This window comes from Variovorax sp. RA8 (assembly GCF_901827175.1).
GTDB lineage: Bacteria > Pseudomonadota > Gammaproteobacteria > Burkholderiales > Burkholderiaceae_C > Variovorax.
This window is the reverse complement of record NZ_LR594662.1, coordinates 4,735,896-4,759,957: the sequence shown is the minus strand read 5'-3', so window position 1 is coordinate 4,759,957 and position 24,062 is coordinate 4,735,896. Positions and strand designations below refer to the sequence as shown.

General features: G+C 61.1%; 25 protein-coding genes and 2 pseudogenes. 13 read left to right on the top strand and 14 right to left on the bottom strand.

Annotated features, from left to right (window positions below):
- The first annotated feature begins 3 nt into the window (after positions 1 to 3).
- Genes E5P3_RS22390 through E5P3_RS22380 form a run of 3 tightly spaced genes read left to right on the top strand, consistent with a single transcriptional unit; the run spans position 4 to position 1,680 of the window.
- Positions 4 to 375: a chorismate mutase gene (locus E5P3_RS22390; RefSeq protein WP_162587965.1), complete on the top strand. Its 372-nt coding sequence runs from the start codon at positions 4 to 6 to the stop codon at positions 373 to 375.
- Positions 372 to 1,340, top strand: coding sequence for a Bug family tripartite tricarboxylate transporter substrate binding protein (locus E5P3_RS22385; protein ID WP_232073270.1), 969 nt, complete (start codon positions 372 to 374; stop codon positions 1,338 to 1,340). Before E5P3_RS22390 ends, E5P3_RS22385 begins: the two co-directional genes overlap by 4 nt.
- A gap of 22 nt (positions 1,341 to 1,362) precedes the next feature.
- Positions 1,363 to 1,680 (top strand): non-heme iron oxygenase ferredoxin subunit, encoded by a 318-nt coding sequence (locus tag E5P3_RS22380; protein WP_162587964.1) that lies wholly within the window; start codon positions 1,363 to 1,365, stop codon positions 1,678 to 1,680.
- Between the two features lie 17 nt (positions 1,681 to 1,697).
- Here E5P3_RS22380 and E5P3_RS22375 read toward each other — a convergent pair whose 3' ends face one another.
- From E5P3_RS22375 to E5P3_RS36490, 3 genes and pseudogenes are all read right to left on the bottom strand, one after another.
- Entirely contained in the window at positions 1,698 to 2,198 is a 501-nt protein-coding gene (locus tag E5P3_RS22375; RefSeq protein WP_162587963.1) for a dihydrofolate reductase, read from the bottom strand.
- Positions 2,199 to 2,208: 10 nt separating this feature from the next.
- Positions 2,209 to 2,490 (bottom strand): annotated as a pseudogene (gene thyA, locus E5P3_RS22370) (thymidylate synthase); the annotation flags it as partial.
- 386 nt (positions 2,491 to 2,876) lie between these two features.
- On the bottom strand, positions 2,877 to 3,167 hold the full coding sequence (locus E5P3_RS36490) for a helix-turn-helix domain-containing protein (protein WP_443083294.1): 291 nt from the start codon (positions 3,165 to 3,167) through the stop codon (positions 2,877 to 2,879).
- A 202-nt stretch (positions 3,168 to 3,369) separates the two neighbouring features.
- On the opposite strand from E5P3_RS36490, the gene E5P3_RS22360 reads away from it, so the two are divergent.
- From E5P3_RS22360 to E5P3_RS22340, 5 genes are all read left to right on the top strand, one after another.
- Positions 3,370 to 3,837, top strand: a complete 468-nt coding sequence (locus E5P3_RS22360; RefSeq protein ID WP_162587961.1) for a hypothetical protein — start codon at positions 3,370 to 3,372, stop codon at positions 3,835 to 3,837.
- Complete coding sequence (locus tag E5P3_RS22355) at positions 3,818 to 4,405, top strand: HAD domain-containing protein (RefSeq protein ID WP_332107389.1); 588 nt, start codon at positions 3,818 to 3,820, stop codon at positions 4,403 to 4,405. The genes E5P3_RS22360 and E5P3_RS22355 overlap by 20 nt, the downstream gene beginning before the upstream one ends.
- Positions 4,312 to 4,614: a BPSL0761 family protein gene (locus E5P3_RS36485; RefSeq protein ID WP_443083261.1), complete on the top strand. Its 303-nt coding sequence runs from the start codon at positions 4,312 to 4,314 to the stop codon at positions 4,612 to 4,614. The genes E5P3_RS22355 and E5P3_RS36485 overlap by 94 nt, the downstream gene beginning before the upstream one ends.
- A gap of 8 nt (positions 4,615 to 4,622) precedes the next feature.
- Positions 4,623 to 5,231, top strand: coding sequence for an RNA 2'-phosphotransferase (locus E5P3_RS22350; RefSeq protein WP_332107388.1), 609 nt, complete (start codon positions 4,623 to 4,625; stop codon positions 5,229 to 5,231).
- A gap of 293 nt (positions 5,232 to 5,524) precedes the next feature.
- Positions 5,525 to 5,860 carry a helix-turn-helix domain-containing protein gene (locus tag E5P3_RS22340; RefSeq protein ID WP_332107387.1) on the top strand — a complete coding sequence of 112 codons (336 nt, stop codon included), beginning with the start codon at positions 5,525 to 5,527 and terminating at the stop codon, positions 5,858 to 5,860.
- Between the two features lie 345 nt (positions 5,861 to 6,205).
- On the opposite strand, the gene E5P3_RS22335 is transcribed toward E5P3_RS22340, so the two are convergent.
- Positions 6,206 to 6,691: a hypothetical protein gene (locus E5P3_RS22335; protein WP_162587956.1), complete on the bottom strand. Its 486-nt coding sequence runs from the start codon at positions 6,689 to 6,691 to the stop codon at positions 6,206 to 6,208.
- Positions 6,692 to 7,088: 397 nt separating this feature from the next.
- Here E5P3_RS22335 and E5P3_RS22330 point away from each other — a divergent pair, with 397 nt between their 5' ends.
- From E5P3_RS22330 to E5P3_RS22320, 3 genes are all read left to right on the top strand, one after another.
- The gene (locus tag E5P3_RS22330; RefSeq protein WP_162587955.1) at positions 7,089 to 7,361 is read left to right on the top strand and encodes a hypothetical protein; all 273 of its coding nucleotides are present in this window, start codon (positions 7,089 to 7,091) and stop codon (positions 7,359 to 7,361) included.
- A gap of 168 nt (positions 7,362 to 7,529) precedes the next feature.
- Positions 7,530 to 8,678 carry a HEPN domain-containing protein gene (locus E5P3_RS22325; protein WP_162587954.1) on the top strand — a complete coding sequence of 383 codons (1,149 nt, stop codon included), beginning with the start codon at positions 7,530 to 7,532 and terminating at the stop codon, positions 8,676 to 8,678.
- A gap of 317 nt (positions 8,679 to 8,995) precedes the next feature.
- On the top strand, positions 8,996 to 11,044 hold the full coding sequence (locus E5P3_RS22320) for an NERD domain-containing protein (RefSeq protein ID WP_162587953.1): 2,049 nt from the start codon (positions 8,996 to 8,998) through the stop codon (positions 11,042 to 11,044).
- Between the two features lie 285 nt (positions 11,045 to 11,329).
- Here E5P3_RS22320 and E5P3_RS22315 read toward each other — a convergent pair whose 3' ends face one another.
- The 10 genes and pseudogenes from E5P3_RS22315 to E5P3_RS22270 all read right to left on the bottom strand — a co-directional run bounded on the left by E5P3_RS22315 (position 11,330) and on the right by E5P3_RS22270 (position 22,359).
- Complete coding sequence (locus E5P3_RS22315; protein ID WP_162587952.1) at positions 11,330 to 11,887, bottom strand: phospholipase D-like domain-containing protein; 558 nt, start codon at positions 11,885 to 11,887, stop codon at positions 11,330 to 11,332.
- A 94-nt stretch (positions 11,888 to 11,981) separates the two neighbouring features.
- Positions 11,982 to 13,117, bottom strand: a protein-coding gene (locus E5P3_RS22310) for an IS3 family transposase (RefSeq protein ID WP_162584305.1) whose coding sequence is annotated in 2 segments (ribosomal slippage) — positions 11,982 to 12,865 and positions 12,865 to 13,117 — 1,137 coding nt in all. Because the reading frame shifts where the segments join, the coding sequence is not laid out codon by codon here.
- A 226-nt stretch (positions 13,118 to 13,343) separates the two neighbouring features.
- Positions 13,344 to 14,330 (bottom strand): thymidylate synthase, encoded by a 987-nt coding sequence (locus E5P3_RS22305; protein ID WP_162587951.1) that lies wholly within the window; start codon positions 14,328 to 14,330, stop codon positions 13,344 to 13,346.
- 100 nt (positions 14,331 to 14,430) lie between these two features.
- On the bottom strand, positions 14,431 to 14,955 hold the full coding sequence (locus E5P3_RS22300) for a hypothetical protein (protein ID WP_162587950.1): 525 nt from the start codon (positions 14,953 to 14,955) through the stop codon (positions 14,431 to 14,433).
- Positions 14,912 to 16,357 (bottom strand): hypothetical protein, encoded by a 1,446-nt coding sequence (locus E5P3_RS22295; protein WP_162587949.1) that lies wholly within the window; start codon positions 16,355 to 16,357, stop codon positions 14,912 to 14,914. The genes E5P3_RS22300 and E5P3_RS22295 overlap by 44 nt, the downstream gene beginning before the upstream one ends.
- Positions 16,357 to 18,450 (bottom strand): hypothetical protein, encoded by a 2,094-nt coding sequence (locus E5P3_RS22290; RefSeq protein WP_232073268.1) that lies wholly within the window; start codon positions 18,448 to 18,450, stop codon positions 16,357 to 16,359. Before E5P3_RS22290 ends, E5P3_RS22295 begins: the two co-directional genes overlap by 1 nt.
- Positions 18,447 to 19,616 carry a tyrosine-type recombinase/integrase gene (locus tag E5P3_RS22285; protein ID WP_162587947.1) on the bottom strand — a complete coding sequence of 390 codons (1,170 nt, stop codon included), beginning with the start codon at positions 19,614 to 19,616 and terminating at the stop codon, positions 18,447 to 18,449. Before E5P3_RS22285 ends, E5P3_RS22290 begins: the two co-directional genes overlap by 4 nt.
- A 337-nt stretch (positions 19,617 to 19,953) precedes the next feature.
- Positions 19,954 to 20,508 (bottom strand): annotated as a pseudogene (thyA, locus tag E5P3_RS36340) (thymidylate synthase); the annotation flags it as partial.
- Positions 20,509 to 20,530: 22 nt separating this feature from the next.
- Positions 20,531 to 21,952 carry an FAD-binding oxidoreductase gene (locus E5P3_RS22275; RefSeq protein ID WP_162587946.1) on the bottom strand — a complete coding sequence of 474 codons (1,422 nt, stop codon included), beginning with the start codon at positions 21,950 to 21,952 and terminating at the stop codon, positions 20,531 to 20,533.
- Complete coding sequence (locus tag E5P3_RS22270) at positions 21,949 to 22,359, bottom strand: DUF2069 domain-containing protein (RefSeq protein ID WP_162589800.1); 411 nt, start codon at positions 22,357 to 22,359, stop codon at positions 21,949 to 21,951. Before E5P3_RS22270 ends, E5P3_RS22275 begins: the two co-directional genes overlap by 4 nt.
- Before the next feature lie 51 nt (positions 22,360 to 22,410).
- On the opposite strand from E5P3_RS22270, the gene E5P3_RS22265 reads away from it, so the two are divergent.
- A complete protein-coding gene (locus E5P3_RS22265) occupies positions 22,411 to 23,631 on the top strand; it encodes a YihY family inner membrane protein (protein WP_162587945.1) in 1,221 nt (406 codons plus the stop codon).
- A 34-nt stretch (positions 23,632 to 23,665) separates the two neighbouring features.
- Positions 23,666 to 24,049 (top strand): thioredoxin family protein, encoded by a 384-nt coding sequence (locus tag E5P3_RS22260; protein WP_232073267.1) that lies wholly within the window; start codon positions 23,666 to 23,668, stop codon positions 24,047 to 24,049.
- Positions 24,050 to 24,062 lie beyond the last annotated feature (13 nt).

Here is a 24,062-nt window from a genome sequence, read left to right as displayed (position 1 = left end):
GATATGACAGAAAAAGAACCCGATGCCCATGGCGCCGCGCTGCGCCGCTTCCTCGATCCGGCCTATGTGCCGCTGGCCGACAACCTGGCGTTGCTTCGCGAGCGCATCGATGCGATCGATGCGCAGATCGTCGAGCTCCTGGCCGAGCGCGGCCGCTACGTCAAGGACGCGGCGCGCTTCAAGCGCGATGCCTTCCAGGTCTCGGCGCCGCAGCGCCAGCAGGAGGTGTTCGACAAGGTGCGGCGGCTGGCCGAAGAGAAAGGCGCCTATCCGGAAGTCGTCGAGGCCGCCTACCGCGCGCTGGTGGCGGGTTTCATCGCGCGCGAGCAGCGCGACCATGCGGAGATGGTCGAGATCGGGGAGCGGCAGTCATGATGCGCCTTCGCCTTCTGCCCCTCGCGCTGCTTGCCCTGTCCGCCGTCCACGCCGCCGCGCAGGACTGGCCGCAGCGCCCGGTGCGCATCGTCGTGCCCTTCGCCGCGGGTTCCTCGCCCGACATCCTGGCGCGCATCGTCAACGACAAGCTCGCGGGCCGTCTCGGCCAGCCGCTGATCGTGGACAACAAGCCGGGCGCCGGCGGCAACAGCGGCACCGACCTGGTCGCAAAGGCGCAGCCCGACGGCTACACCTTCCTGCTGTCGGTCAACGCGCCGCTGGTCTACAACACGGTGCTGTACAAGAACCTGCCGTACGACCCGTTCCGCGACTTGCAGCCGGTGTCGCTGGCCGCGACCACGCCCAACGTCTGCGTGGTGTCGAACGCGCTGGGCGTGGACTCGGTCAAGGGCTGGCTCACCGCCATGCAGCGCAACCCGGGCAAGTTCAACTTCGCCTCGACCGGCAGCGGCTCCATCTCACACCTGGGCGTGGAGCTGATCAAGCTCAAGACCAAGTCCTTCGCGGTCCACATTCCCTATGCCTCCTCGGGCCAGGCGACCACCGCCATCATCCAGGGCGACGTGCAGTACGCCTGCCTCCCGCCCGTGGCCGTGATGCCGCAGGCCAAGGCTGGGCGGCTCAAGGCCTTGGCCGTGACCTCGGCCGAGCGCTCCCCGCTGCTGCCCGAGCTGCCGACGCTGCGCGAATCCGGCGTGCCGGACCTCCAGGCCGTGCCCTGGTTCGCCTACATGGCGCCGAAGGGCACGCCGCCCCAGGTGGTGCAGCGGATGAGCCGCGAGATCGCCGCGGTGCTCAAGGACGAGGCGACGCGGCAGCGCCTCTCGACGGCGTACTTCGATCCGGTCGGCAGCACACCGCAGGAACTGGCCACCTTCATGAACGAAGAGCTGCGCCGCTGGAAGCCGGTGATCGAACGCGCCGGGCTGAAGCCCGAGAACTGACACTCTGAAGGAAGAATCCGCCATGAGCATGAGCGATTGGGTCGACGCGGCTGCGGTCGACGAACTCCCCGAAGACGATGTGATGGGCCTGGAGGTCCAGGGGCTGGACATCGCGCTCTACAGCGTCGATGGCCAGGTCTTCGCCACCAGCAACACCTGCACCCACGGCCAGGCGCGGCTGTGCGACGGCTTTCTCGAAGGGCACGAGATCGAATGCCCGCTGCACCAGGGCAAGTTCGACGTGCGCAGCGGCAAGGCGTTGTGCGCGCCGGTCACCGAGGATTTGCGCAGCTATCCGGTGAAGATCGAAGGCGGGCGGGTGTACGTGTCGCTGGCCTGAGCGTCCCCGACGCTCGTTTACTCAGGCCGTTCGAGCGTGATGAAGCTGTACGGCAGCCCGTTCGACGAGACATGCGACTCGCGCGCCGTCTCGCGCCAGGAGACGTCGAAGCGAGGGGCCCAGGCGTCGCCCTCGAAGTCGCGGCCGATCTCGGTCACCAGGGCGCGGTGCGCGAGCGGCTCCGCCTCGGCGTAGATCTGCGCGCCGCCGATCACCCACACTTCGGGCTCCTGCGCCGCCTCGCAGCGGGCCAGGGCCTCTTGCAGGCTGGTGGCACGCTCGGCCCCTTCGGCCTGCCAATCGGGCTGCCGGGTGATCACGATGTTGCGTCGGCCCGAGAGCGGCCGGAAGCGCGGGGGCAGCGAATCCCAGGTCCTGCGGCCCATGATCACCGGCGCGCCGGCGGTCTGCTTCTTGAAGTGCGCCATGTCCTCGGGCAGGTGCCAGGGCATGGAACCCTCGTGGCCGATCACGCCGTTGGCGGCGCGGGCGAGGATGAGGTTGATGCGGGTGGCCATGGCTCAGACCTCAGACCGCCACGGGCGCCTTGATGGCCTCGTGGTGCCGGTAGTCCACCACCTCGAAGTCCTCGTACTCGTACTCGAAGATCGAGGCCGGCTTGCGCTTGATGACGAGCGTCGGGTAGGGGTAGGGCGTGCGGCTGAGCTGCAGCGCAACCTGCTCGGCATGGTTGCTGTAGATGTGGCAGTCGCCGCCGGTCCAGATGAAGTCGCCCACGTCCAGGTCGCACTGCTGCGCGACCATGTGGGTGAGCAGCGCGTAGCTCGCGATGTTGAAGGGCACGCCCAAGGGGGCTTGCCGGCCAAATTTTGTCCAATACATCGAATTCTCGAGGCATTTGGGCATTTGTGTATTGGACATTTGTCTAAATCGGTGGGGGGTGCAGGGGGGGGGCGGGCCCCCTGTGGATAACTCGAAAGCCCGAGGCGAAGTCTAGCGCCGAGCTGTGGCGTGGAGCGGTCCCGCGAAGGCAATCGTCGGCGACGCCGGCACCCCGCAAGCACTTTGGGTGGAGAAGGCACACAACTCGCAGAGTCCCAGTCAGTTCTACCGCTTGGCTGCGACCGCCCACTGGGCTGATGCACTTGCACCTCAGTGAGGGTCTCGCTTTGCCGACAACCCCGCGACAGCACGTCGAATAAGGCGCGGCACCATCATCTGATGCATCGACGAAGCTACTTCTTGACCACACGTGGTCTTCCGCGCTTGCGCTCAGTTTCCAGCTGGTCCACAGCCTTCTTGAGCCGCGCAGGCGACCCGACCAATTCCTCTGTCTGCAAAAGGACCGTTGACGGTCGCACCTTTAGGACCTCGCAGAAGCGAACGAGCCTATCGAAGCCGATGCTAGCGGCTCCTCGCTCGATGCTGTGCACGGTGAGGCGCGTGACATGGGCGTGGTGAGCAAACCCTTCTTGCGATATCTCGGCGTCTTGGCGCATCTGCCTCAAGACCAAGCCCAGCGCCACCCTCCATTTCTGCTCGGAATCCACCCGTGCCCCTTCGAAAGCGCGAAGTGTCCGGGGATACCCATTTAAAATAAACCAAGTAAACTATATATAGTTTATTATGCATAGTACACTATGCATTTAAAGGCGGTCATGAAGTGCCCGCGACATCGTCTAAATCGGCTGTCTCTTGGAGGACTCCAGATGGCCCTTAAGGAAGCTCATGAACGTAGCCGGCATTGCCACCAAAACGCTCTGCACCCGTCTCGACGACGAGCGGACACCCCCGAGCATCGAAAGGGTGCGCGGGCAGCGTTACTGGACCGGAGCCGAGATTCGCGCCCAAGCGTGGTTCCTAGCGGAGGCTTATGTCATCACGGAGGAACCTCGGCTCATCTCCTTTGTGACCACCGACCTCCAGGAGGCGCGGCGCTTTCTCAGACGGTATGGAACCGCTGAATGGAGCCGCGTGTATGTGCGCCTACGTGCCCCCCTGAGCGAAGGGTACGGAATGCTGTTCGAGGAACTCGACGAGGTCTATTCTTCGGCGGACGGAACCTTGATGTTTCACCTTGCCAACGGCCTGGTGGTATTGGAACGCGACCTCAGCGCGGATTCATCGGGCGGAAAGGCGCAGGAGGTTTTCAACAGGGCGTTTGCCAGGGGACGTAGTGGCTCACTCGTCTACTGAACATCCTGCTCGGATAGTGCTATTCCTTGACCTAGACGACGTGGTTTGTCTGAATCACCCGTACGGCGGCTGCGACGTTGCCCTCGCGCTGTCGCCAAATTCCCGCGGCGCGAAGACCGCTCCCCTCGGTCTCTGGGACCAACTCTTCAATGCCGTTGCATCCGCACACCTGAGGCGCATCGACGAGGAGTTTCGCCCTACGTACGTCATATCATCTTCATGGGCGCGGGTTCTTGACGACGGCAACCTCCGTGTCGCCCTCAGCCGAGGCGGCCTAGCTTTCGTTGTCGACAGCCTGCACCATGACCTCGTCACACCGACCATCCGTGGCCGCACCAACCGCTGGGCCGAAATCTCCGCTTGGCTGCAAGGCCACCCAGAGTTTGCGAGCAATTGGGTAGTTCTTGACGATGAGCTCTCAGGCACTGGGCTCGACCACGGGCCGGCCAGCGAAACCTTGCAGTTCATTGTGAAATGCAGGGAAAACGTCGGGGTGACCGAGGTGGAGTACGCCAAGCTCTGCGTCGCATTCCAGCTTCGCCGCCAAGCTGGCCGAGGTCCGGAATGACTACTCCTTACGAGCGAACGCGCGCCCTCGTTGAGACGAGGAAATTCCTGGAGCAACTCTCGAGCGGCCGACTGGCGTCTGCCTCGCTAACCCACCTGCAATACGTAGCCGACTCGCTTCTTCGGCACTATCCCGATGAGACCGATGTGCGCTTCACTGCGCAGGTCTTGCCGCTTCTGTGGGCAGAACCAGGCGCCCCTCGCGACTAGTGCATCTGATGACCGCGCCACCTGATGCCACAACTATGAGACCAGAGCTCGTTCCAAAATCACGCGAGCTCGCGCGCGTTCTGCGGCACAAGCCGGCGTTGTGGGGTGTGCGACTCGACCGCGAAGGCTGGTGCCGAGTCGGAGACTTGCTCGCCGGCGCTGCCGGCCACGGTCAGGACCTCACGGCCGACGAGCTGCTCGAGATTGTTGAGACCAACGATAAGCGGAGATTCACGGTCTCGGCGGACGGCCTTCGCATCCGCGCTGCACAAGGGCACTCGGTGGAGGTCGACCTCAAGCTACGCACGGCCGTCCCGCCGCCTGTTTTGTATCACGGCACTGTCCGCAAGAACCTGCCCGCAATCCTCCGCGATGGCCTGCGACCAATGAGCCGGCATGCGGTGCATCTGTCGGCGACGAAAGAGGCCGCAAGCGCGGTAGGAGCGCGCCGCGGTACGCCGGTGATTCTCGTTGTCGACACCTACGCAATGAACAAAGACGGGCATCAATTCCAGCAATCAGAGAACGCAGTTTGGCTGACAGCAGCCGTTCCTCCCCGGTACCTCTCGCTCCCCGCTCCGAAGCGCAACGGAAGGGCCGGCCCCATCGGCTATTGAAGCGTGGCTGTCCCCATCCAAGTCCACCATGGCAGATATAACAAGCGAGTTCGAACGTTCACTGCTACGCGACGCTGACATCGCATTTGGTGCTAAGCACTATGAGCTGCTGCGCACGATTGGCACGTTTGTCCAGCAACTCAAGGAAGCCGGTGCGCAAGTTCGGGCAGATGGCAGCATGACACCTGACAAGAGCGTCCTCAACATCGCTGGTTTGGACGATGGGCCATCGCTGCTCACACTCATACGCCTGGCGCACGCTGGTGGCACTAGGCTAGTGATATCACTCGAGGATGCGGAGGACCCACACGAAGCCGTGGACGTGCTACGCATATGAAGCCGCTACTCGGCTCACAAGTAAAGAGGCGAATACCCACCTCGCAGGTATGAGGCAAAAGCTTTCGCTGCCTTCCCAGCTGGGACCAATCCTGCGAGGTGCCCGCAAGGCGGAATCGTTGAGCCAGGCCGACTTGGCCGCGCGGGTCGGGCTGTCGCAGAAACGTGTTTCTTCACTCGAGCTCAACCCCTCGGCGATGACTATCGACCAGCTGCTGACAATCACCGCTGTGCTCGGCGTTGAGGTGATGCTGCAGCCATACGGCACCGATGTGCCGAAAGTTGAGTGGTAAGCGCTGACGGCACCGCACCTTTGGACCAAGCTGGGAGCGGGGAAAGATATCGCCCAAAATGAAGGTCATGGCCAAGCGCCCCGTCCTCAAGAAGCCCGTGTCACAGGCAATGCCTTAAACTTGCGCGGGCTTACGCCTGGCTCGAGGCGCAGGTCGCGGACGGCGACCGGTACCCGCGGAGCCTTCACTTGATACCAGCCGCCGTGGCGCGTGGTGCCAAATTGACATTTCCGCCGCACGCGTTCGGCCGACCCAAGGACTGGTAGCGAGAGCAACGGCTGGCTGCCTCTATTCAGTGCTCCCGCTGTGGCAAGCTCGCGAGCCCCAGGGGCGAAAGAATCGAGCTTAGCATCCACCTGACCGCGAGGCTGCGTCTGACGCACGAACGGCAAGCTTCCACGTGGTGAACCACTTTGCAATCAGCTCGAGATACGGTTCCGGGGTGTTCTCGTCGACATTGAGCGAGCTGATGCCAAGCTCCGCTGCTCGCTTCGAGAAGTCGGGGGAAAGGGAGCTTGTAAAGATTCTCAGGACCTTTTCCTGCGCAGTCAGCGGCTCGCGGGTGATGCTGTTGTAGTCAAGGGGGTCGAGTTCGGTGACGTTGGCGCCAGTGCCGACCTGCAGGACGGGCAGCGCTCGCATGAGGAGATTTCCGGCCGTGGTCGAGGCTGCGAGCAAGCAGTATTCGATGGCCCGCTCTTGTGCCCAGGCGGGAAAGTCGTTGCACAGGGAAATCCTCCGCTGAACCTTCCCCTTGCAGTCAAGCGTTTCAACGGTGATTCGGATTTGAACGGGAGGGGCGTCGGGGCGGGTTTGGTTTTGGTGTGTCATGGTCAGATGTTTAGGGGGCCCTTTTATCCGCCCATGAAAATCTATATCGAACTTGGTTTGAGGGAGTTTTCAGCCCGTCGAACCGCCTTGTTCCTACCTTTCGAAACTCCGAGGGACGCCAAGCTTCGCCGTCGTCGTGGGAGACATACTTTGATGCCAAGGCCAACTGAGCGGGCGTGTTCGAACGACAGGCTGGGGCAGAATCCCCACGGGTTTAAATCGAACCCTGCAGCGGACGCAGGAGCTCGTGCCGCTGGCATTCAAGGAATGAGGGAAGCGCATGATTACGTCCGTAGTTCAAGCAGAGCAGAAGGTCAATGAGCGGCCTGCGTGAAATGAAGCAAGCATGGCGATATTCCCCGAGCGACTCGGCGCGCTGGGCAACTAAGAGGCTTCCATGGAACACATGAAGACTGTATTGCTAATTTTTAACCTGGCCGGTGCGGCGTTCGCATTGATAAGCGCGTGGTATTGGTACAAGTCGGCACGAACTAGCCTGCCCGAGATTGACGCGGCAACTGGGAAGCCGAAGGGTCCGCTAGACATGCTTGCAATTGGCAGGACGCTCGCTGAGGGAGCCGCCGCAAACAAAATTGCGGCAGCCTGGACGGCCGCTGCAACCTTGTTGTTCGCTCTAAGTTCGCTCCTTGGCGCTATCAACCCGGCGTAGCAAAGAAACAGCCATGGAACATGGCTCGGAGCTGCCCCGCCATTCCCGGGATTCAGGAGCGTGTGAGCACTGACCGGGCGGTGGGCAACAATCCGCCGATAGGTGACCTGACCTTTGATGAAGTCGGCCGTTGGACCGGAACTTTGGCTAGGATTGGTCAGTCTGGGTGTGGCCGCCGGCCACTTTGAAACGGAAGCCTGGAAGCGAAGCGAGACAACGGTGAATCAGGAAAACGAGTTTGTGGCGATTCTGCGGTGTCAGACCTGGAACGTCTGGCCCGAGAGGTCTGGCGTTGAGTCTCGAGACTTCAGTATCGACTACGGAAGTGCGACGCCCATCCCGGCGCGGCTAGTCATCCTCTCTTATGCAGGCCGGCCGGCCCCTGAGCGCTATTTGAATGAAGAGACCAAGTTTGGGCCGCTCGTGTGGGATGGCAAGACGCCGGGCCTTCATCGAGTTCGTGACGCGATTCTGAAGTCCCCTGACGATGTAATAGAGCTTTCGCTGGTTCATCGAAATGCGCACCGTGGCGAGGTGGACATACTCATCAATTTCAAGCTAGATGGGGAACCAACGCTACCGCTACTCGAGGCTCTGAGGGCGACTGCCTACGCGACCATGTCGCTCGTCAATCTGAAGCTAAACGATGTCCTCACCGTGGCGGCCCCCTTCCAAGTGAGAAAGGAGCTCGGTAGTGGCAGGGGGAGCATGGAGACGAGCGTCCATCTTTCCATGCAGAAGCGGTATACCTTAGAGAAAAGCGCTGTTCACGAAGCTCTTGTCAGCATTGCGAGTCTTCTTTCGAAGCCTCCATATGGCGAGAAATTTCGCGTAGCCTTGGAACTCTATGCAGCCCACTTCAACGAGGAACAGGTCAGGGTTCGATTTCTGCTCCTTGTGATTGCTATGGAGGCACTGGCGACCCCTACGCGTAAGCACGACGCAGCTATGGTATTGCTCGACCGATGGAAAGTGGAGTTGGCATCTGAACTTTCAAGATTGGATTCTTCGTCCGAAGAATTTATGAGCCTTGAGGCGCTCCGCCGGGAGCTAGATTTCCGCGGTGATGATTCGATTCGAAGTCAGGTGAGAAAGCTCTTCGCCAATCTTGAAGACGTAAACGCAGAGGAATCGAGAGCATTGCAGCGCAGAGCGCTACACGTGTATGACAAACGAAGTGTCCTTGTTCATGATGGCTATCTGCCGAAGGTGGACCTTGTTCAGTTGGAGTCAGAAGCTCGAGAGCTCCTAGAGAATCTTTTTATGCATGCGGCTGAGCGTCACGGTAGTCGAATTGATGTCGATTCCAGCACTTGAGCGTCTGTCATGGAGCCCGATGGACCTCTGCTTTGGGTCCGTGGATTCTGGTGCGGATGTGGCAAGTTGCGACCAACAGCCGTCAGCGGCTAACACCCGACATTCAGCACGGACGTCCAACTAGGCACATGAAACCCATCGCGGTAAGTGCCACTGACGGATAGCCTCACTTCACAGCTGCCGGTTGAACGCCGTCCTAGCGCACAAGTGGAGAAGCGGAGCGCGCGCCGATAACAAGCCGGTCGCGACCTTCGCGTTCGAGTCTCCTTACCATCGTCGCCTGAGCTTTCAAGCTTACAGAAGTCCGCTACGCTCTGATGATGACAAGCTCTGTCCCTGCTCTCTCGGTTGACCAAATGAAAGACGCCTTAGAGGCACTCGACTGGCCTCTGGCGAGGTCTTTGCTTGATGCTGTTGGCGGACCAAGCGCCGATACGGCAAGACTGACCGAGGCGCTGCGCCGTGCCGGCGGCTTGCTGTACGAGTACCCGAATCCGACGAAGGAGAAGAAGCGGCAAGCGTTCTACGTCGAACTCGTCGCGTACTTGTCGTCCGGTCGACCGAACAACGTCCCCGAGGATGTGGCGGTGGCTATGGAGACGCTCCGAGTCGCCGAGGCGGGCTACCGCCAGTTGGTTGAAGCTCTGTCGAAAACGGACGCCTCGAAACTCAAACCCGCAGTCCACGTCGCAGCATCGATGGACCGCGCCGTACGTGAAGCTGAAGCGCTGAACGACATGCTGGATGAGCAAGTAAGGGGACGACGCTCCATCACACCGCACATCCGCGTTGATGTCGGAGAAGGAGGGGCGCCCTTGGACCCTGACGCAGGACTGGAGCACATCGTCAACTTCGCGTCGATGACGGTTCAGATGGAGGCTTTCAAAGGCGGATGGTTTGACTCCGAGGGTGCCATCGTCGTTCCACTTGCAGACGAGCCGAGTGAGGAGGCGCTGCATCAGGCAGGTTCAACTTTTCTACTTGCTACGCTCTGGAGACGTTGGCGGTCTGTAGAGCAAAGGGCGCGGCTCCTTGGTGGCGGACTTAGGATTCTTAAACAGGAAGAATTCACCGAAGGCGCAGCTCCCGAGGCGAAAACGTTAGTCGAACACAAAGTCAACCCGAATATCGAGCTGCCGCATTGGGTTGCTGCCGAGCGTCTCCTCGATAGACTCAACCAGAACTACATGGAGATGCTATCAAGCCCGTCAGCTCAGAAAGTGGTGAGCAAGGCATCTCAGAACAGAAATCTGCTGCCCCCTCGCGGCTTGCTATCCACCGAAGAACTCCAGGTGCTTTGGGGCGTGAGCCAGGCGCTTGCCTACGACGTGCGAGAAGACCAAGAGCGTCCTGGTGGCCTGCGGCTTGTGGAATGGATTCGGGGCTACTGCGTCTTGAAGGAGCTCGCACAGACGACGAAGCCAAGCGACCTGGTCAAGACCATGTCAGGTTGGCAGCACTTCCTCGCCGGATGTGGGTTTACGGCGGGTGTCGCCGAGCGGTTAGTCAAACAGCTGACCTTTCGCAGGTCAAGTCGGGACTTGTTCGACCATCCGTTCGTCAAGCGAGAGGATGGCAAGTACCTGTTGTTCAAGGGTTCGTTTGTTTCGATGAACATTGCAACAGTTGTGTTCTCGGCAATCGGCAGCCTAGGCGAGCAGTTTCAGAAGAAGGGGAAGAGCTTCGAGCGAGCGGTTCGCCAGACCTTTGAGGATGCTGGCATACCAACGTTCTCGTTCAAGGCGAATCGAAACGGTGAAGAGTTCGAATACGACGTCGTCGTCCCGTGGGGACAGTACTTGTTCATATTCGAATGCAAGAACAGGTCGCTCCCAAACAACAATCCGTTTCAGATGCACTACTTTGACGTCGCGAACCGCTCAAACGTGCGTCAAGTGAAGCGACTGATGAAGGCGTTGGAGGAATATCCCGACATCCTTCGAGACAACCTGCCAGCTGACGCAGTCTACATGAAGCGGATTCCTGTGCTTCTCAACTGCCTGCCCTACTCGGTTCCTGGAGGCATAGACGGTGTGTTCTTCTACGACTACTCAGCCCTGTCGCGCTTCTTCAAGAGCGGGCAAGTATTCGCTCGCAGCGTCAGTCTGGGCAAAGGGTCAACCGAAGTGTTAGCGGGCCCGCGCCTGTGGTCAGGTGATGTGCCAACCGCAGAGGACCTTATAGAGCAGCTGCGTGAGCCGTTGCAGGTCAAGGCCATTCTCGATTCGATGGAGTTCGTCGAAAGTGGCTTCCCGCTGCCGCCGGACTGGGCGGCGCTCAGCTCGGACTTTCGTCGCACAGAGAACGCAACCCTGGCGGCGGCTATCGCAGCGGTAGATGGTAAGAAGTCCGGCGAAAGTACCTAGCGCGAGTTAGACAGCGCGGACTAAGCCGACAACTAGTCGTCGTGCGACCCAAACCAATGACCGTTGCCAGCGGAATTAAGTGCCGCCATAGGACGCTTAACTCCGCGGCCCGTCCGTCCAAGTGCCAGTGGTCCACCTTCCCCCGGCCTGCCACTGTCTGCTTCCTCGCCACCGGATATAGGCTGGCGGCGTCCCAGTGCTTCGAACGAATCGTTTTGACTCTTGGAGGGCGTAAGTGTTCTTCAAGTTGATGGCAGCCGTGGCTCCGTGTTTGGTGGTCGTTCATCAGAATCCAGTCGACACCGACGCGACGGCATCCACCAAACGAGCAATTGATTGAGCCGCCTTTCCCCGAATGAGTACACCGAGTTCAAGCGACTGCTCGAACGACCAACGAGTCATGTTTGCCGAACCCACGTATACCTCGTCCTCATCAGCGAGTATGACCTTCGCATGAAAAGTCTCATACCCCGCAGCATCCGTCCTACCCTTTCGTAAACTGAGAATCTGCACACCCAAGTCGTCGAGGTCGGACCTAATACTCTGTACGGCAGACGGCAGCGCACCCTCTGGTGTTGCTCTGATGACAAGCGACTTCTTTGCGCATGCTCGACTGCGCTCAAAGAGGTTCTTGACAACGGGTGCGCCTACTTCATCAATGAACGGAGTCATCACACAAAAGCGCTGCCTTGCCCGCTCAGCCAAGGCCGGTAGCACCTCCTTAGTATCGACCATCCCCCAAAGCCCAGATGCAAGTTCTGTCAGTTCGACCGCTACTGCGCTTGGAGCCGGCGGCAGGGTCGTGACCACCTGAACGACGTCGGCGTCTTCGTGGACTTCCATTCGGTAGAGTGCTGCGCCAGCGAGTAGAGGGGCAAGTTGACGATGGAGCTCTTGCCTAACCGTGCGCTGCCCCCGGCATTCGTAGCACTTCGATCTAGAGTCCAGGGGTTTGCATCGTAGTTGATGCGACTGTTTGCGCGTTGCTGCCAGCGAGCTGGCAGCAACGCGCGGCGAACACGGCCGGCGGCACGTACCCCAGGGTACTGTGCGGCCGGCGATGGTTGTAGTCCTCGCGCCAGTTGTCGATGACGCTGCGCATGTGGCTCAAGCTGGCAAACCAGTGCTGCGACAGGCACTCGTCGCGGAAGCGGCTGTTGAAGCTCTCGATGTAGGCGTTCTGCACCGGCTTGCCGGGCTGGATGAAGCGCAGCTCCACGCCGTTCTTCGCCGCCCAGGTCTGCATCGTGCGTCCGGCGAACTCCGGGCCGTTGTCGGTGCGGATCACCTTGGGCAAGCCCCGCTCGGCCTTGGCCTGGTCTAGCACGCGCGTCACGTACAGCGCGGGGATCGATGTGTCGGCAACGATCTGCACCGACTCCTTGGAACAGTCGTCCACCACCGTCAGCGTCTTTACCCGCCGGCCATTGGCCAGCTCATCAAACACAAAGTCCATGCTCCACACCTCGTTGGGTTGTGTCGGGCGTACCAGTGGCTGGCGCTCTGGCACCGGCAGCTTCTTGCGCCGCCGCTTTCGCACCATCAAGCCCTCTTCGCGATAGATCCGGTAGGTGCGCTTCACGTTGATGGCCCAACCGTCGATTTGCAGCCGGCTGTGCAGCATGCGGTAGCCGTGGCGGCGGTGCTGCCCCGCGAGCTCCTTCAGGCGCTCGCGCAAGGCCGCATTGCCGTCGTCGCGGGGTTCGTAGCGCAGCGTGCTGGCACTCATGCCCACCAGCCTGAGGGCCCGGCGTTCGCTCAGGCCCAGACCCCGAAACTGCCGCACGACCTCGCGCCGCGCCGCCACGGCCTTCACTTTCCCTTGAGCACCTCGCGCATGGCGTCGATCTCGAGCATCGAGTTGGCCAGCAGCTTCTTCAGCTTAGTGTTCTCTGCCTCCAGCGACTTCAGGCGCTGCGCGTCCGAGACGTTCATGCCACCGAACTTAGCCTTCCAGGCGTAGTAGCTCGGCTCGCTGAAGCCATGCTTCCTGCACAGCTCCTTGACCGGCATGCCCGCATCGGCCTCACGCAGGAAGCCAATGATCTGTTCCTCGGTGTATCGCTTCTTCATCGGTCCGATCTCCATTTCGGGTTGATCGGACTCTAGACCTAAGCTCTACGAATTTCCGGGGGCAGCGCATGGCTGCCAGACCCAACGTGTTTAGGCGCCGGCGTGACAAATGCGCCGATTGGTCACTACCACGACAGTACAGGTCGGGAAAGATGCGCACGAAGTGCGGGCCAGAGTAGCACTCTTGCCTATCAGGCGCGCGTCCCGAAATATTGGCGGTCGGTAGCTATACCGCCATCGGTGCAGTTATGTGCTCGTGATGCCGGTAACCATCGAGCAAAAAGTCGGATGGCTCAACCTTTTCGAGCCACTCTGGCTCATAGGTACCAGTCACCTCGTAAGAAGGAATACGGTCAGACAGGATGAGCTTTGGAGCTTCGAAGGGTTCACGCTTCAGTTGCTCCGTAAGCATGTCTACATGAGTTTCGTAGATGTGCGCATCGCCCACAAAGTATGTAAACCAACGTGGCTTGTATCCTGTCAGTCGACCAACCAGATGCATAAGAGCTGCGCCCTCTGTGAGATTGAAGGGTGTCCCCAGTCCGACGTCGTTTGACCTGATGTAGAGGCAGAGCGAAATTTCCTTCTTGCTCGGATTGGCCAGGAATTGGTACAGCAGATGGCAAGGGGGGAGAGCCATCTCATCCAATTGCGCCCAGTTCCAGCCATGGAAGAGGATGCGGCGGCTGCCAGGGTCCGTCATGATTGTGTCTAGGCACTGGCGCAGTTGGTCAACGGCCTTATACAAGAGGACCCCGGATTGCTGTCCGTCAGTCCCGTCGACGTTCCCGATTCGACTGAAACCCCGCCCCAACGCGTCCTCAATTTGTCGTTGCCCTTGGGGCTGGTTGGGGTCAATGAGCTTGTAAGCAGGCCAGTTGCGCCACTGAACCCCGTAGACCGGACCTAGGTCGTCCATTTCCAGTCGATACGGGTTTGCGAGCCACTGGGCGTTTTCGTTCGCGTTTTGGTCCCACACCTTGCAACCAAGGCCGCGAAACTTGGCCGCGCTTCGATAACCGCGTAGGAACCCAACCAGTTCGCCGACTGCGGCCTTGAACGCCAACTTTTTCGTGGTGACGGCCGGAAAACCTTCTTGCAGGTCAAACCGAAGCATTGCTCCAGGAAGACTGAGGGTACGAACGCCGGTTCGGTTCGTTTGCCAGCTTCCGTTGTCAAAGATGTTCTGGACGAGGTTGAGGTACTGTTTCATGATGCGGACGCGGAAGCTAGGTTGAAATCGTATAGCAACCGCCGGTCAGCCCAGATTTTGGCAGGCGACTCGTCAGAATGCTTGGGGAGGAACAGCAGGCCTATTTTGGCAGGGGCTCGCCGGCCAGCGTGACGACCTGGCCACGCTTTTGGGGCGCAGCAGGTGCGTTGGATGGGGTGGTGCCGGACTTCGGGGAGGTATCTGAAACCGTCTTGAGCAGGTTCATCGCTTGCTCAAGCTTGGTCCTCAGCTCCTTGCACTCGTCTCTCCAGCGCCCGACCTCTTCTCGACTGTCCGCCAGCATTCGCTCCAGACGTTCAACCTCGGTCTCGGAGGCCTCGACCTGACCTGCTGCCGAGCCGGCCGTTTTAGAAGCGTTCGCGCTAGCTAGTTCCGTTTTAGCTGTACGCCGCGCAGCCTTCAAAGCCTCAAATTTGGCAATGGCGCCGCGGTTGTACAAGGTTCCCCGACTGCAGCCTGCTAGCCGACGAAAGGTCTCCTGCGTCAGTTTGAGTCGATGGTCAGTTTCGAGCTTTTTGAGCGCGGCCTCAATCCTGACGGATAGTTCGTCATAGTCGCGTTCATTCCTCTCCACCAGGGGAGTCGGAAGCGTTGTCTTGGACATCGTCTGTTGTCGAAGCGTCTAGGTCGTTGAGCACCTTGTTTGCAGTCTCAACAGCCTCTCTAAAATGCTCGGCGGCATGGGACAGTCGCGGGTCCTTAGCATACTCTTTGTTTTTGTCCCTGATGGCTGCCCAATGGACCTTGTGAATTTGGGTGATTACTGAGTTGTGGCACGTGCCCGTATTGCACTCCAGCTGGCCGAGACATGGTGGTTTTTCCTTTGTCCCATCGGCGTATTCCTCCTCCCGTACGCCGCCGCAGTAGCCTGGCCCCACGTTCACGAATGGATTGCCTGCTGCCGCCAGCTCAAGGATGACTTCTTCCTTGCTCATCCCGGCTGCCATCCTGCCTTCGAAATAGACCTTCATCCGTTTATTGAACTCGTCTCCCAGGCCGCCAGACTTGGCCCTGTCTGGGTCGAACAGGGCCCTAGCGGCGGCAGCGTTCGCTTCAGCTGAAGCGGTGGCGCGTTGCATGCGCTGCTCGGTGAGATTCCCGTACCCAAGGGTGACGTCTGGAGGGAGTTCTGCCAACGCGGTGTAGAGGTGTTTCAGCTGGTATGAGATGAAGACAGTGCTGACGTCGGCCCTCGCAAGCTGGTGCACTAGCGTGTGGCGCAGCTGGTTTGAGCTGATGCGCCACGACGCCCAGCTCCCATTCGTGTCGACCTCACGGAGATAGTGCGTCATGCCTTCGCACAGCCCGGTCAGCGAAAGCGGAGCGGGCGTCTCGCGAGGCGCCACGGTCTCTCTGCCGGAAATGAGGTAGGGATTGCAGGTAACCCTCGATATTTGCTCCAGACACACGAGCGCATCGCGCATGATGTTGATAGCAGGCCAGACATCTCGATTCTCCGGCGCCGTCTCGGGGACGTGCTTTGTCTCCGTGCCAACCAGAACGTACCCACCATGTTGCTCTCGTACGCAGCCTGAGACAAAGCTTGTGAGGTCGGAATAGCGGCCCCCGACGTAGAGGCCTATGACTGAGTAGGCAGCCCGCTGCACCCTGTAGTAGTAGTCGAGCAGCCGTCCCGCAGTAAAGCCGTACTTGGACTCAAAGCGCCTCCTCAACGTTCTTGAGCCGATGGCCTTTTTCCCGGCTTTGAAGCTCGCGTGCCGGTCGACTAACCGAATTGTGATGTAGTCCTCCCACGCATCACGAAGCTGCCGAGGCTGGTTGGCAAAATCGGGCATTGCAGGAGACGTGGTGAAGTCAAGCCGAGGCAGCCCAAGTAGATGCAGGAAACCTGAAACGTCATCACACGTGGTGTTGCTTAGGAAGCGGAAAAGGCTGTTCGGGAGAAGACGTTCGAAGTCGTCGCGCTTTCCTGACTTTCGGAACTCAAGCGTAGAAACGTCTGCTTCATTCCATTGAACGTCGCCGCCAAAGAACTTTCCTTTCATTACGACCGAGCAAAGAAAGCGCAGTCCCTTTCGAAGTACCGGGCCATCAGCATTGGGAGTGCGTTCCAGAGCGAGTTTAATCTCCGCAAAGTGGACGTCCGCAATCGAACTAGCCTGCGTGTGGTACGAGGCAAGGCCGAGTTCTTCAAGTGCTTCCAGTCGAATTTCATCAACGATGGTGAAGAAGACCAGCATGGCCCGAACAAAGGGAATAAGCGTTGCCGGCTTTGTCTTCCCGGCGGTGCGGCCTCGAAGGGCGAACAGATGAGGTGCCTCGCGATAGATGAGCGAGACCCGTCGAATCTCTTCCACCACGCCTTCACTGACAGCAGCTTCATTGCCTTCGAATCCTCGTACAGTCTGGGGTTAGGGACGTTCTGAACATTGTTTTCCAGGGAGACGTTAATCTGGCCGAGGTAGGCAATCAGTAGCGGGAGGTGTTCTCGAAAGATGATGATGTTCTTGCAGAACAAGCACATGTTGAAGCGACTGCAGGCCTTGCCCGCTTGATAGCTCCGTGCCAGGCGGACCTTCTTCGGCGGGTCGAACACGTTCTTGCAGTCGGACACGATTCCTCGGAAGATTTGAATCGGCTTTTCATCTGATGGGCGAGCGCAACTCTCGGTGCCGAACTCCTCTCGATTCGCGTGAATCTGCTCCAAGGCGTTCCGCAGCACTCGGTTTGCCGTGACGTCCAGGTTACGCCTGCTTAGGTACGCCATGGTGGTGCGGACATTCTTGTGATTTCCAATCAGGCGAATCTCTAGCAGGTCCCTCCCTTGTCGCGCGAGTTCGGTTAACTTTGACGACCTGAATCGAACAAGGTTGAGCTTGAGCGGACCTCCGTCATCTCCGACCAAGTTGTATTTCTTGACGACTAGCCGACACCACTGGCTCGATGCGGCGGGGCTGAGTCCGCAGACTTGTCCGTCAGAAAAATTGCTCGTCGCGCGATAGATGAGCAGCCTGCGCTTGTGGGGACTTTCTGCAGGTAGTTCCTCTCGGAGAAGTGCGGTGGCGCTCAATATCATCCCGATGGTCTTAGCGATTTGATGCGCCTGTTTGCGCGGCAAGTACCGCAGCTCCTGTGCGAACATCTTCTCGTTGTTTACGAGAGGTGCCTCCTCGTCTTTTTCATCCGCATCAAGGAGGTTGAGGTGCAACTCATGCTGGCTTGAAGTCTTGGACTTTACGAAGCGAAGATATGGAGAGTTGGTCGCCGGGTGCTTTTCTCCATAGCAGTCAATGTCTAGTGCCAGCAGTGGGCCCGGGTTTAGGCCGGTGAGGTAAGCCAGCTGCATGACCAGGGGCATCAGCATGTCAATGCCGAAAGCGACAGTAACTCCCCAGCGCCGATACAATGTGTGGAGCCCGCCGTGAGTTAGGCTGGCTTCTGTGAGGAAGGTCTTATGCTCCTCCTGGCGACTGGCGTACGTGATGGGCACGCACTGAAGCACATGCTCGAAATACCACCGCATATTTACTTTGACACCAAAACCGTAGCCATTCGCATTTCCGCGCTGTTTCTCCACGCGTGGGTCTCGGCCGGCGTCGGCGGGCTGAGGCACATAGGGCTTGAGGGCCGCCCGGACGTGTTGCAGGCTGCTTCCTAAGACGTCGATGACCTGCGCCATCTCTCCGTCTGAATAGGCAGCATAGATATCTGTTTCGGTAGCTCCCGACCCGTAGGTTACGTCGGCGACAGCCTCGCATGCTAGATGGCCTTCTGAGGCTGCGTGCCTCATGACTACACGCACACAGCTGAATAGCCCCATGAGCGTCAGGGAGGCGTACTTGATGTCCTCGTTCGCACCGCGCCGCTCGACCTGCTCTCGAAAACTCATGAGCGCGTACTGGTCCCATTCCTTCTTCAAGAGGAAGGGCTCGGTCATCTTCTCGGCCCTCAGGTGCTCGAGGTAGAACTTCAATGCAAACTCGTAGTGACCACGAGTCGCCGGCGTCGCCTTCAGCGAGATGACCCGCTGGAAAATCCATTGCACTTGTGCATACGGCCTGTCCGGCGTCGGGTGAGGTGGTTTGCCGTAGTCGCGGACGTCCGGGGGGAGTTCATGTGGACGAGTTCTTCCGGTCACGATGCAACCCCTCGACGCTTCCTCAGTTGCGAGTGCGAGGCGAGATACGTTTGGTCGAAGATTGACTGCGCTTCTTCGAAACGGAAGACGATGTCTTCAGGATGAGTGTTTAAGGCGTTGCGGGCCAGTGCGACGGCCGGAACGTTTGTGTAGCCTTCAGTGGTGGAGAGCAGCTTGTGGCCCAGCGCTTTCTTCAGAATGATGAGGTTATCCAGCATGGTCTTGCCGTGCTCGGAGCGGAGGATGGAATAACCAGTGCCATGGCGGAGCTTGTGAGAGCTGATGTGCAGGTCAGCTCTCTTCGCCGCATCCCTGATGAAGTTCTCGATGGCGTCCTGGGTGAGCGCTTTGCCTTCGGTGTTCAGGAATGCGGGCAGGAAAGCCGCCGGTGACTCCGCTTGCTTTACGCCGCTCTGGTGTGATTCAACGAGTTTGCGGGCGCTTCTTATGTAATGGGACGAGTTGTGATACTTGTTGATTCGAGCAATCATCGCTCTAGAGATAATTGTGGCCCGGTGATTCACTTCGTCCTGCCTGCCCTTCACGCCGCGGACAAAGAGCGGGAAGTACATCACGCTACGGGGGTACTGAGTCGGGTCTGGAATGTCGCTCTTGAGGACGCGCCCGACTTCGGAAATACGTAGCCCTGTATCGAACATGAAGTGGGCCACCATTCGATGCTCTTCGAAGTTCATGTGCATCAACAACCTGATAACCACATCCACAGTGGTTAGGGCTGGCAGCTCGCTGATTGGCTTGGCCGTAAGCCAGGAGTCGCTCACGAAAGGGTCTCGCGACAAGGCGTTCCCTGCCTCCGCAGAAGGAAGCCACTTGCAAAGCTCGCGAATTGTTATTTCGTAGCCGCGCAGGGTCTGGGACTTGTGCCCCAAGGCTTCCCTATCGCGCAAGAAGTCCTTGATTACGCTCAAGGACAACTGCGTAAGTGCAACATCAACCCGCACTGCGCTAAACACCTCGTGCCTTTCAAGGTATGCGCAAAGGTCTCTGATACGACGCGCGTAAAGCGGAATCGACTTCGCGGAAAGTTTTCCGCTCTTGTGCTCTACAAAACCCGTTGCCAGCTCGACGACGCGCTCGCGGTCGTCAAGGAATAGCAAGCGCGGCTTGCTCCGACCAGGCACGGGACGGCGAAGATACAGCTTCACCGTGCACCGCCGTTCCTCGGGTCGCGCTGCGTGTACCGCATGGACGCGCGAACTGTCTCGGCGCACTGATTGACTGTTGACGGGGAGCGCTGGTCAATGGACCCCAGAGGCGTAGATGACCAAAGCCACCATGGAGTGTCCTTGGTCCAGATGCGAAGCGCTTCCGAGGTGCGCAACCCGGTCTCGAGCAAGAACCAATCTGCAAGATGCGCCATTTTGTCCACCTCAAAGATTGAACAAGTGAACAAAAGAATAGATGGAATTTAATCAGGCGACCAGCATAAAAAACCTCCGCTTTCGGCAGGATGGATTGAACAAAACTATTTTGGCCGGGAAACAGGAAGATGTCGGCGCTGCGCTGGTAGAGCTGGCAGCTCAGCTTGCCGCGCTCGCCCGGCGCCTGCGGCGGGGCCACGTAGAACTGGAAGAAGGCGTGGCAGGGCATCAGCGCCATCTTCGACAACTCGGCCACGTTCCAGGCGCTGACGATGATGCGGCGCGAGTCCGGGTTGGTCCTGAGGGTGTCGATGACCTGCTGGATCTGGTCGATGTGGCCGCCGTCGGGCGTCGGCCAGCTGCGCCACTGCACGCCGTAGACCGGGCCGAGGTCGCCGTCCTCGCGCGCCCACTCGTCCCAGATGGTGACGCCGCGCTCCTTGAGCCAGTTGTTGTTGCCGGAGCCGGTCAGGAACCACAGCAGTTCCTGGATGATGGACTTGAGGTGCACCTTCTTGGTGGTGACCAGCGGGAAGCCTTCGGCCAGGTCGAAGCGCATCTGGTAGCCGAACACGCTCTTGGTGCCGGTGCCGGTGCGGTCGCTCTTGTGCACGCCGTGGGTGTCGACGTGGCGCATGAAGTCTTCGTATTGGGAGCGGGTGGGGCGGAGGGTCATGTCAGGGGAATTTTGCCTCGCTTCAGATCCGGATCACCCGCCCTGGGTTTAGCGTGTTCTGCGGGTCGAGCGCCCGCTTGATGGCGCGCATCATCTCCAGCGCCACCGGCGACTTGTGCTTCTCCAGCGTCTCGACCTTGAGCGAGCCGACGCCGTGCTCGGCCGAGAAGGAGCCCTCGAACTGGCGGACGGCCTCGTAGACCAGCGTGTTGATGCGCGCCTCGTGGTCGCGCAGGAAGTTGGCGTTGTGGGCGCCGACCGGCGCCTGCACGTTGTAGTGCAGGTTGCCGTCGCCGAGGTGGCCGAAGTTCACCAGCCGCACGCCGGGCAGCTCGTATTCGAGCAATGCGTCGGTCTGCTCCACGAAGGCCGGGATGCGCGAGACTGGAATCGAGATGTCGTGCTTGATGTTGAGCCCTTCCTCGGCCTGCGCCAGCGGGATGCTCTCGCGCACGTGCCAGAGCTGGTGCGCCTGCGTCAGGTTTTCGGCGACAACCGCGTCGCTGACGCAGCCGGCCTCGAAGGCGGTTTCGAGCAGGGCCTCGAAGCGGGCGCGGGCATGGTCTTCCGACTCGTTGTCCGAATTCTCGAGCAGCACGCAGTAGGGCACGCCATCGTCCTCGAGGAAGGGCACGCGCAGGGCGGGGAAATGCTTTGCCACGAGGCTGAGCGCGAAGCGGCCCATCACCTCGAAGCCCGTGAGGCCTGCGCCCAGGCGCTTGTGGGCCAGGCCCAGTAGCTCGACTGCGTGCTCGAGCGTGGGCACGGCGGCCCAGGCGGTGAGCCGCGCGGCCGGGAGCGGATACAGCTTCAGGGTGGCGGCGGTGATGATGCCCAGCGTGCCCTCGCTGCCGATCATCAGGTCGCGCAGGTCGTAGCCGGTGTTGTCCTTGCGCAGGCCGCTGGTGCCTTCCCAGATGCCGCCCTGCGCCGTCACCACTTCGAGCCCCAGGCACAGATCGCGCGCATTGCCGTAGCGCAGCACCTGCGTGCCGCCGGCATTGGTCGCGAGGTTGCCGCCGATGGTGCAACTGCCCTCGGCCGCCAGGCTCAGCGGGAACAGGAAGCCGGCCTTGGCGGCCGTCTCCTGCAGGGTCTGCAGCACGCAGCCGGCCTCCACCGTCATCGCGAGGTTGGCGGCGTCGATGCCGCGGATGGCGTTCATGCGCTGCAGGCTCAGCACGACCTGGGTGCCGCTCTCGTCCGGAATCGAGCCGACCGCGAGGCCGGTGTTGCCGCCCTGCGGCACGATCGCCCGGCCGGCGGCGGCGCATGCCTTCACCACCTCGGCCACCTGCTGGGTGCTGCCCGGCCGCACCACGGCCAGCGCCTTGCCGCGGGAGCGCTTGCGCCAGTCCTGCTCCCAGGCGCCGAGGTCGCCCTCCGTCAGCACGTTGGCGGCGCCGACCACGGCGCGCAGCTTGTCGATCAGCACTGCACTCATGGCGCAACTCCTTCCAGTTCGCGGGCAGCCCGCGCATGACGCAGCCGCAGGCGCACATGCCAGGCACAGGCCGCGAACAGCGCGAGGCACAGCACGACCTCGCCCAGCGCCAGCAGGCGGCCGGTGCCGTCGAGGTCGCTCCAGGCGCGCACCACGCCCTCGGTGAAGTAAAGCCAGACCAGCAGGCTGACCCAGCGGTAGGTGTACATCCGGTTCTTCAGCAGGCCGGCGAGCGGGATGACCAGCGGCAGCACCTTGAGCGCGAGCCAGGAGCCGCCCGGTCGCAGCGGCGCCAGCCACAGCTCCCAGGCCAGCCCGAGCACGATCAGCCCGACCAGGCTGCCGACGGCGAGCCAGCGCGTGGCGGAGACGGAGGAGGGGATGGCGGGAGGAGTCACGGCGGGCAGGGAACGGGCAACGGGGGCGGCCGGCGCCGGGCTGGCGCGGGACCCGATGGCATGATAGCCGCCATGAATCGCCGGGAACTCTGGAGGGATCTTTCGCACTTTCCCTGGGGCAACACGGCCGCGGTGCTGGGCGAGCGCTTCCGCAAGGACCGGCTGGGCCTGACCGCCAGCAGCCTCACCTTCACCACCACCATCGCGTTGGTGCCCTTCTTCACCCTGGCGCTGGCGCTGTTCACGGTGTTCCCGATGTTCGCGACCATGCAGGGGCGGGTGCAGCGCTGGCTGATCGAGAGCCTGATCCCGGACAACATCGCACGCCAGGTGCTGGGCTATCTCAACCAGTTCGCGAGCAAGGCCAGCGGGCTGGGCGTCGCGGGCCTGCTGGTGCTGCTGGTCACCGCCATCGCGCTGATCCTCACCATCGACAAGACGCTCAACAACATCTGGCGCGTGCGCACGCCGCGGCCTTTCGCGCAGCGGGTGCTGGTCTACTGGGCCGCCATCACGCTCGGGCCGCTGGTGCTGGCGCTGAGCCTGAGCACCACGGCCTACGTCTTCTCGGTCTCGCGCGAGTGGGTCGGCGTCCGCGGCATGCTCAAGCTGGCGTTCGACACCTTCGAGTTCGTGCTGCTGGCGGGCGGCATGGCCTCGCTCTACCACTACGTGCCCAACACGCACGTCAAGTGGGCCCATGCGTGGGCCGGCGGCTTCTTCGTGGCGGCCGCCATCGAGATCGCCAAGCGGGTGCTCGCCTACTACCTGAGCCTGGTGCCGACCTACTCGGTGCTCTACGGCGCCTTCGCGACGGTGCCGATACTGCTGGTGTGGATCTATGTCGCCTGGGTCATCGTGCTGCTGGGCGCGGTGATCGCGGCCTACCTGCCCAGCCTGCTGAGCGGCGTGGCGCGGCGCGGCGGCATGCCCGGCTGGCCCCTGCAGCTGGCGGTGGAGGCGCTGCAGCAGCTGGCGCTGGCGAAGGCCACGCCCGCCAAGGGGCTGGGCGCGGCCGAGCTGGTGGCGCGGATGCGGGTCGATGCGCTGCAGCTGGCGCCGGTGCTGGAGACGCTCGTCGCGCTCGACTGGATCGGGCCGCTGGCCGAGGAGCCGGACGACGAGGATCCGCGCTACGTGCTGTTGGCCGACCCCGGTCGCACCTCGCTCGAGCCGCTGCTCGTGCAACTGCTGGTGCCGCGGTCGCCGCCCCTGGATAACCTGTGGCAGCGCGGCCCCTTGCGCACGCTGCTGCTGCAGGATGTGCTGCCTTGCCGATAATGGCGGCGGTCCGTTCCACCTCATTCATTCGACCTTGAACGATTCCGCCACCCCCGAGACCCTGCGAGCCGCCGGCGAGACCCTGTGGGTGGTCTGCCTCTGCGCCGAATGGTGCGGCGCCTGCCGCGAGTACCGGCCGCTGTTCGAGCAGGTGGCACGCGCCCATCCGCAGTTCCGCTTCGCCTGGGTCGACATCGAGGACCATGCCGAGCTGGCCGACGACTTCGACGTCGAGACCTTTCCCACCCTGCTGGTGGCCGGCGCGTCCGGCACCCGCTTCCTCGGGCCTATGCTGCCGCATGCCGGGACGCTGGCGCGCATGCTCGGCGCCCTGCAGCCGGCACAGGCCGCGAGTCCCGAGGTCGAGGCCCTGCTCGGTGCGCTGGCGCGCGAGCCCGGCACCTTCGAAGTCGCCTAGCACCCCGACCCAT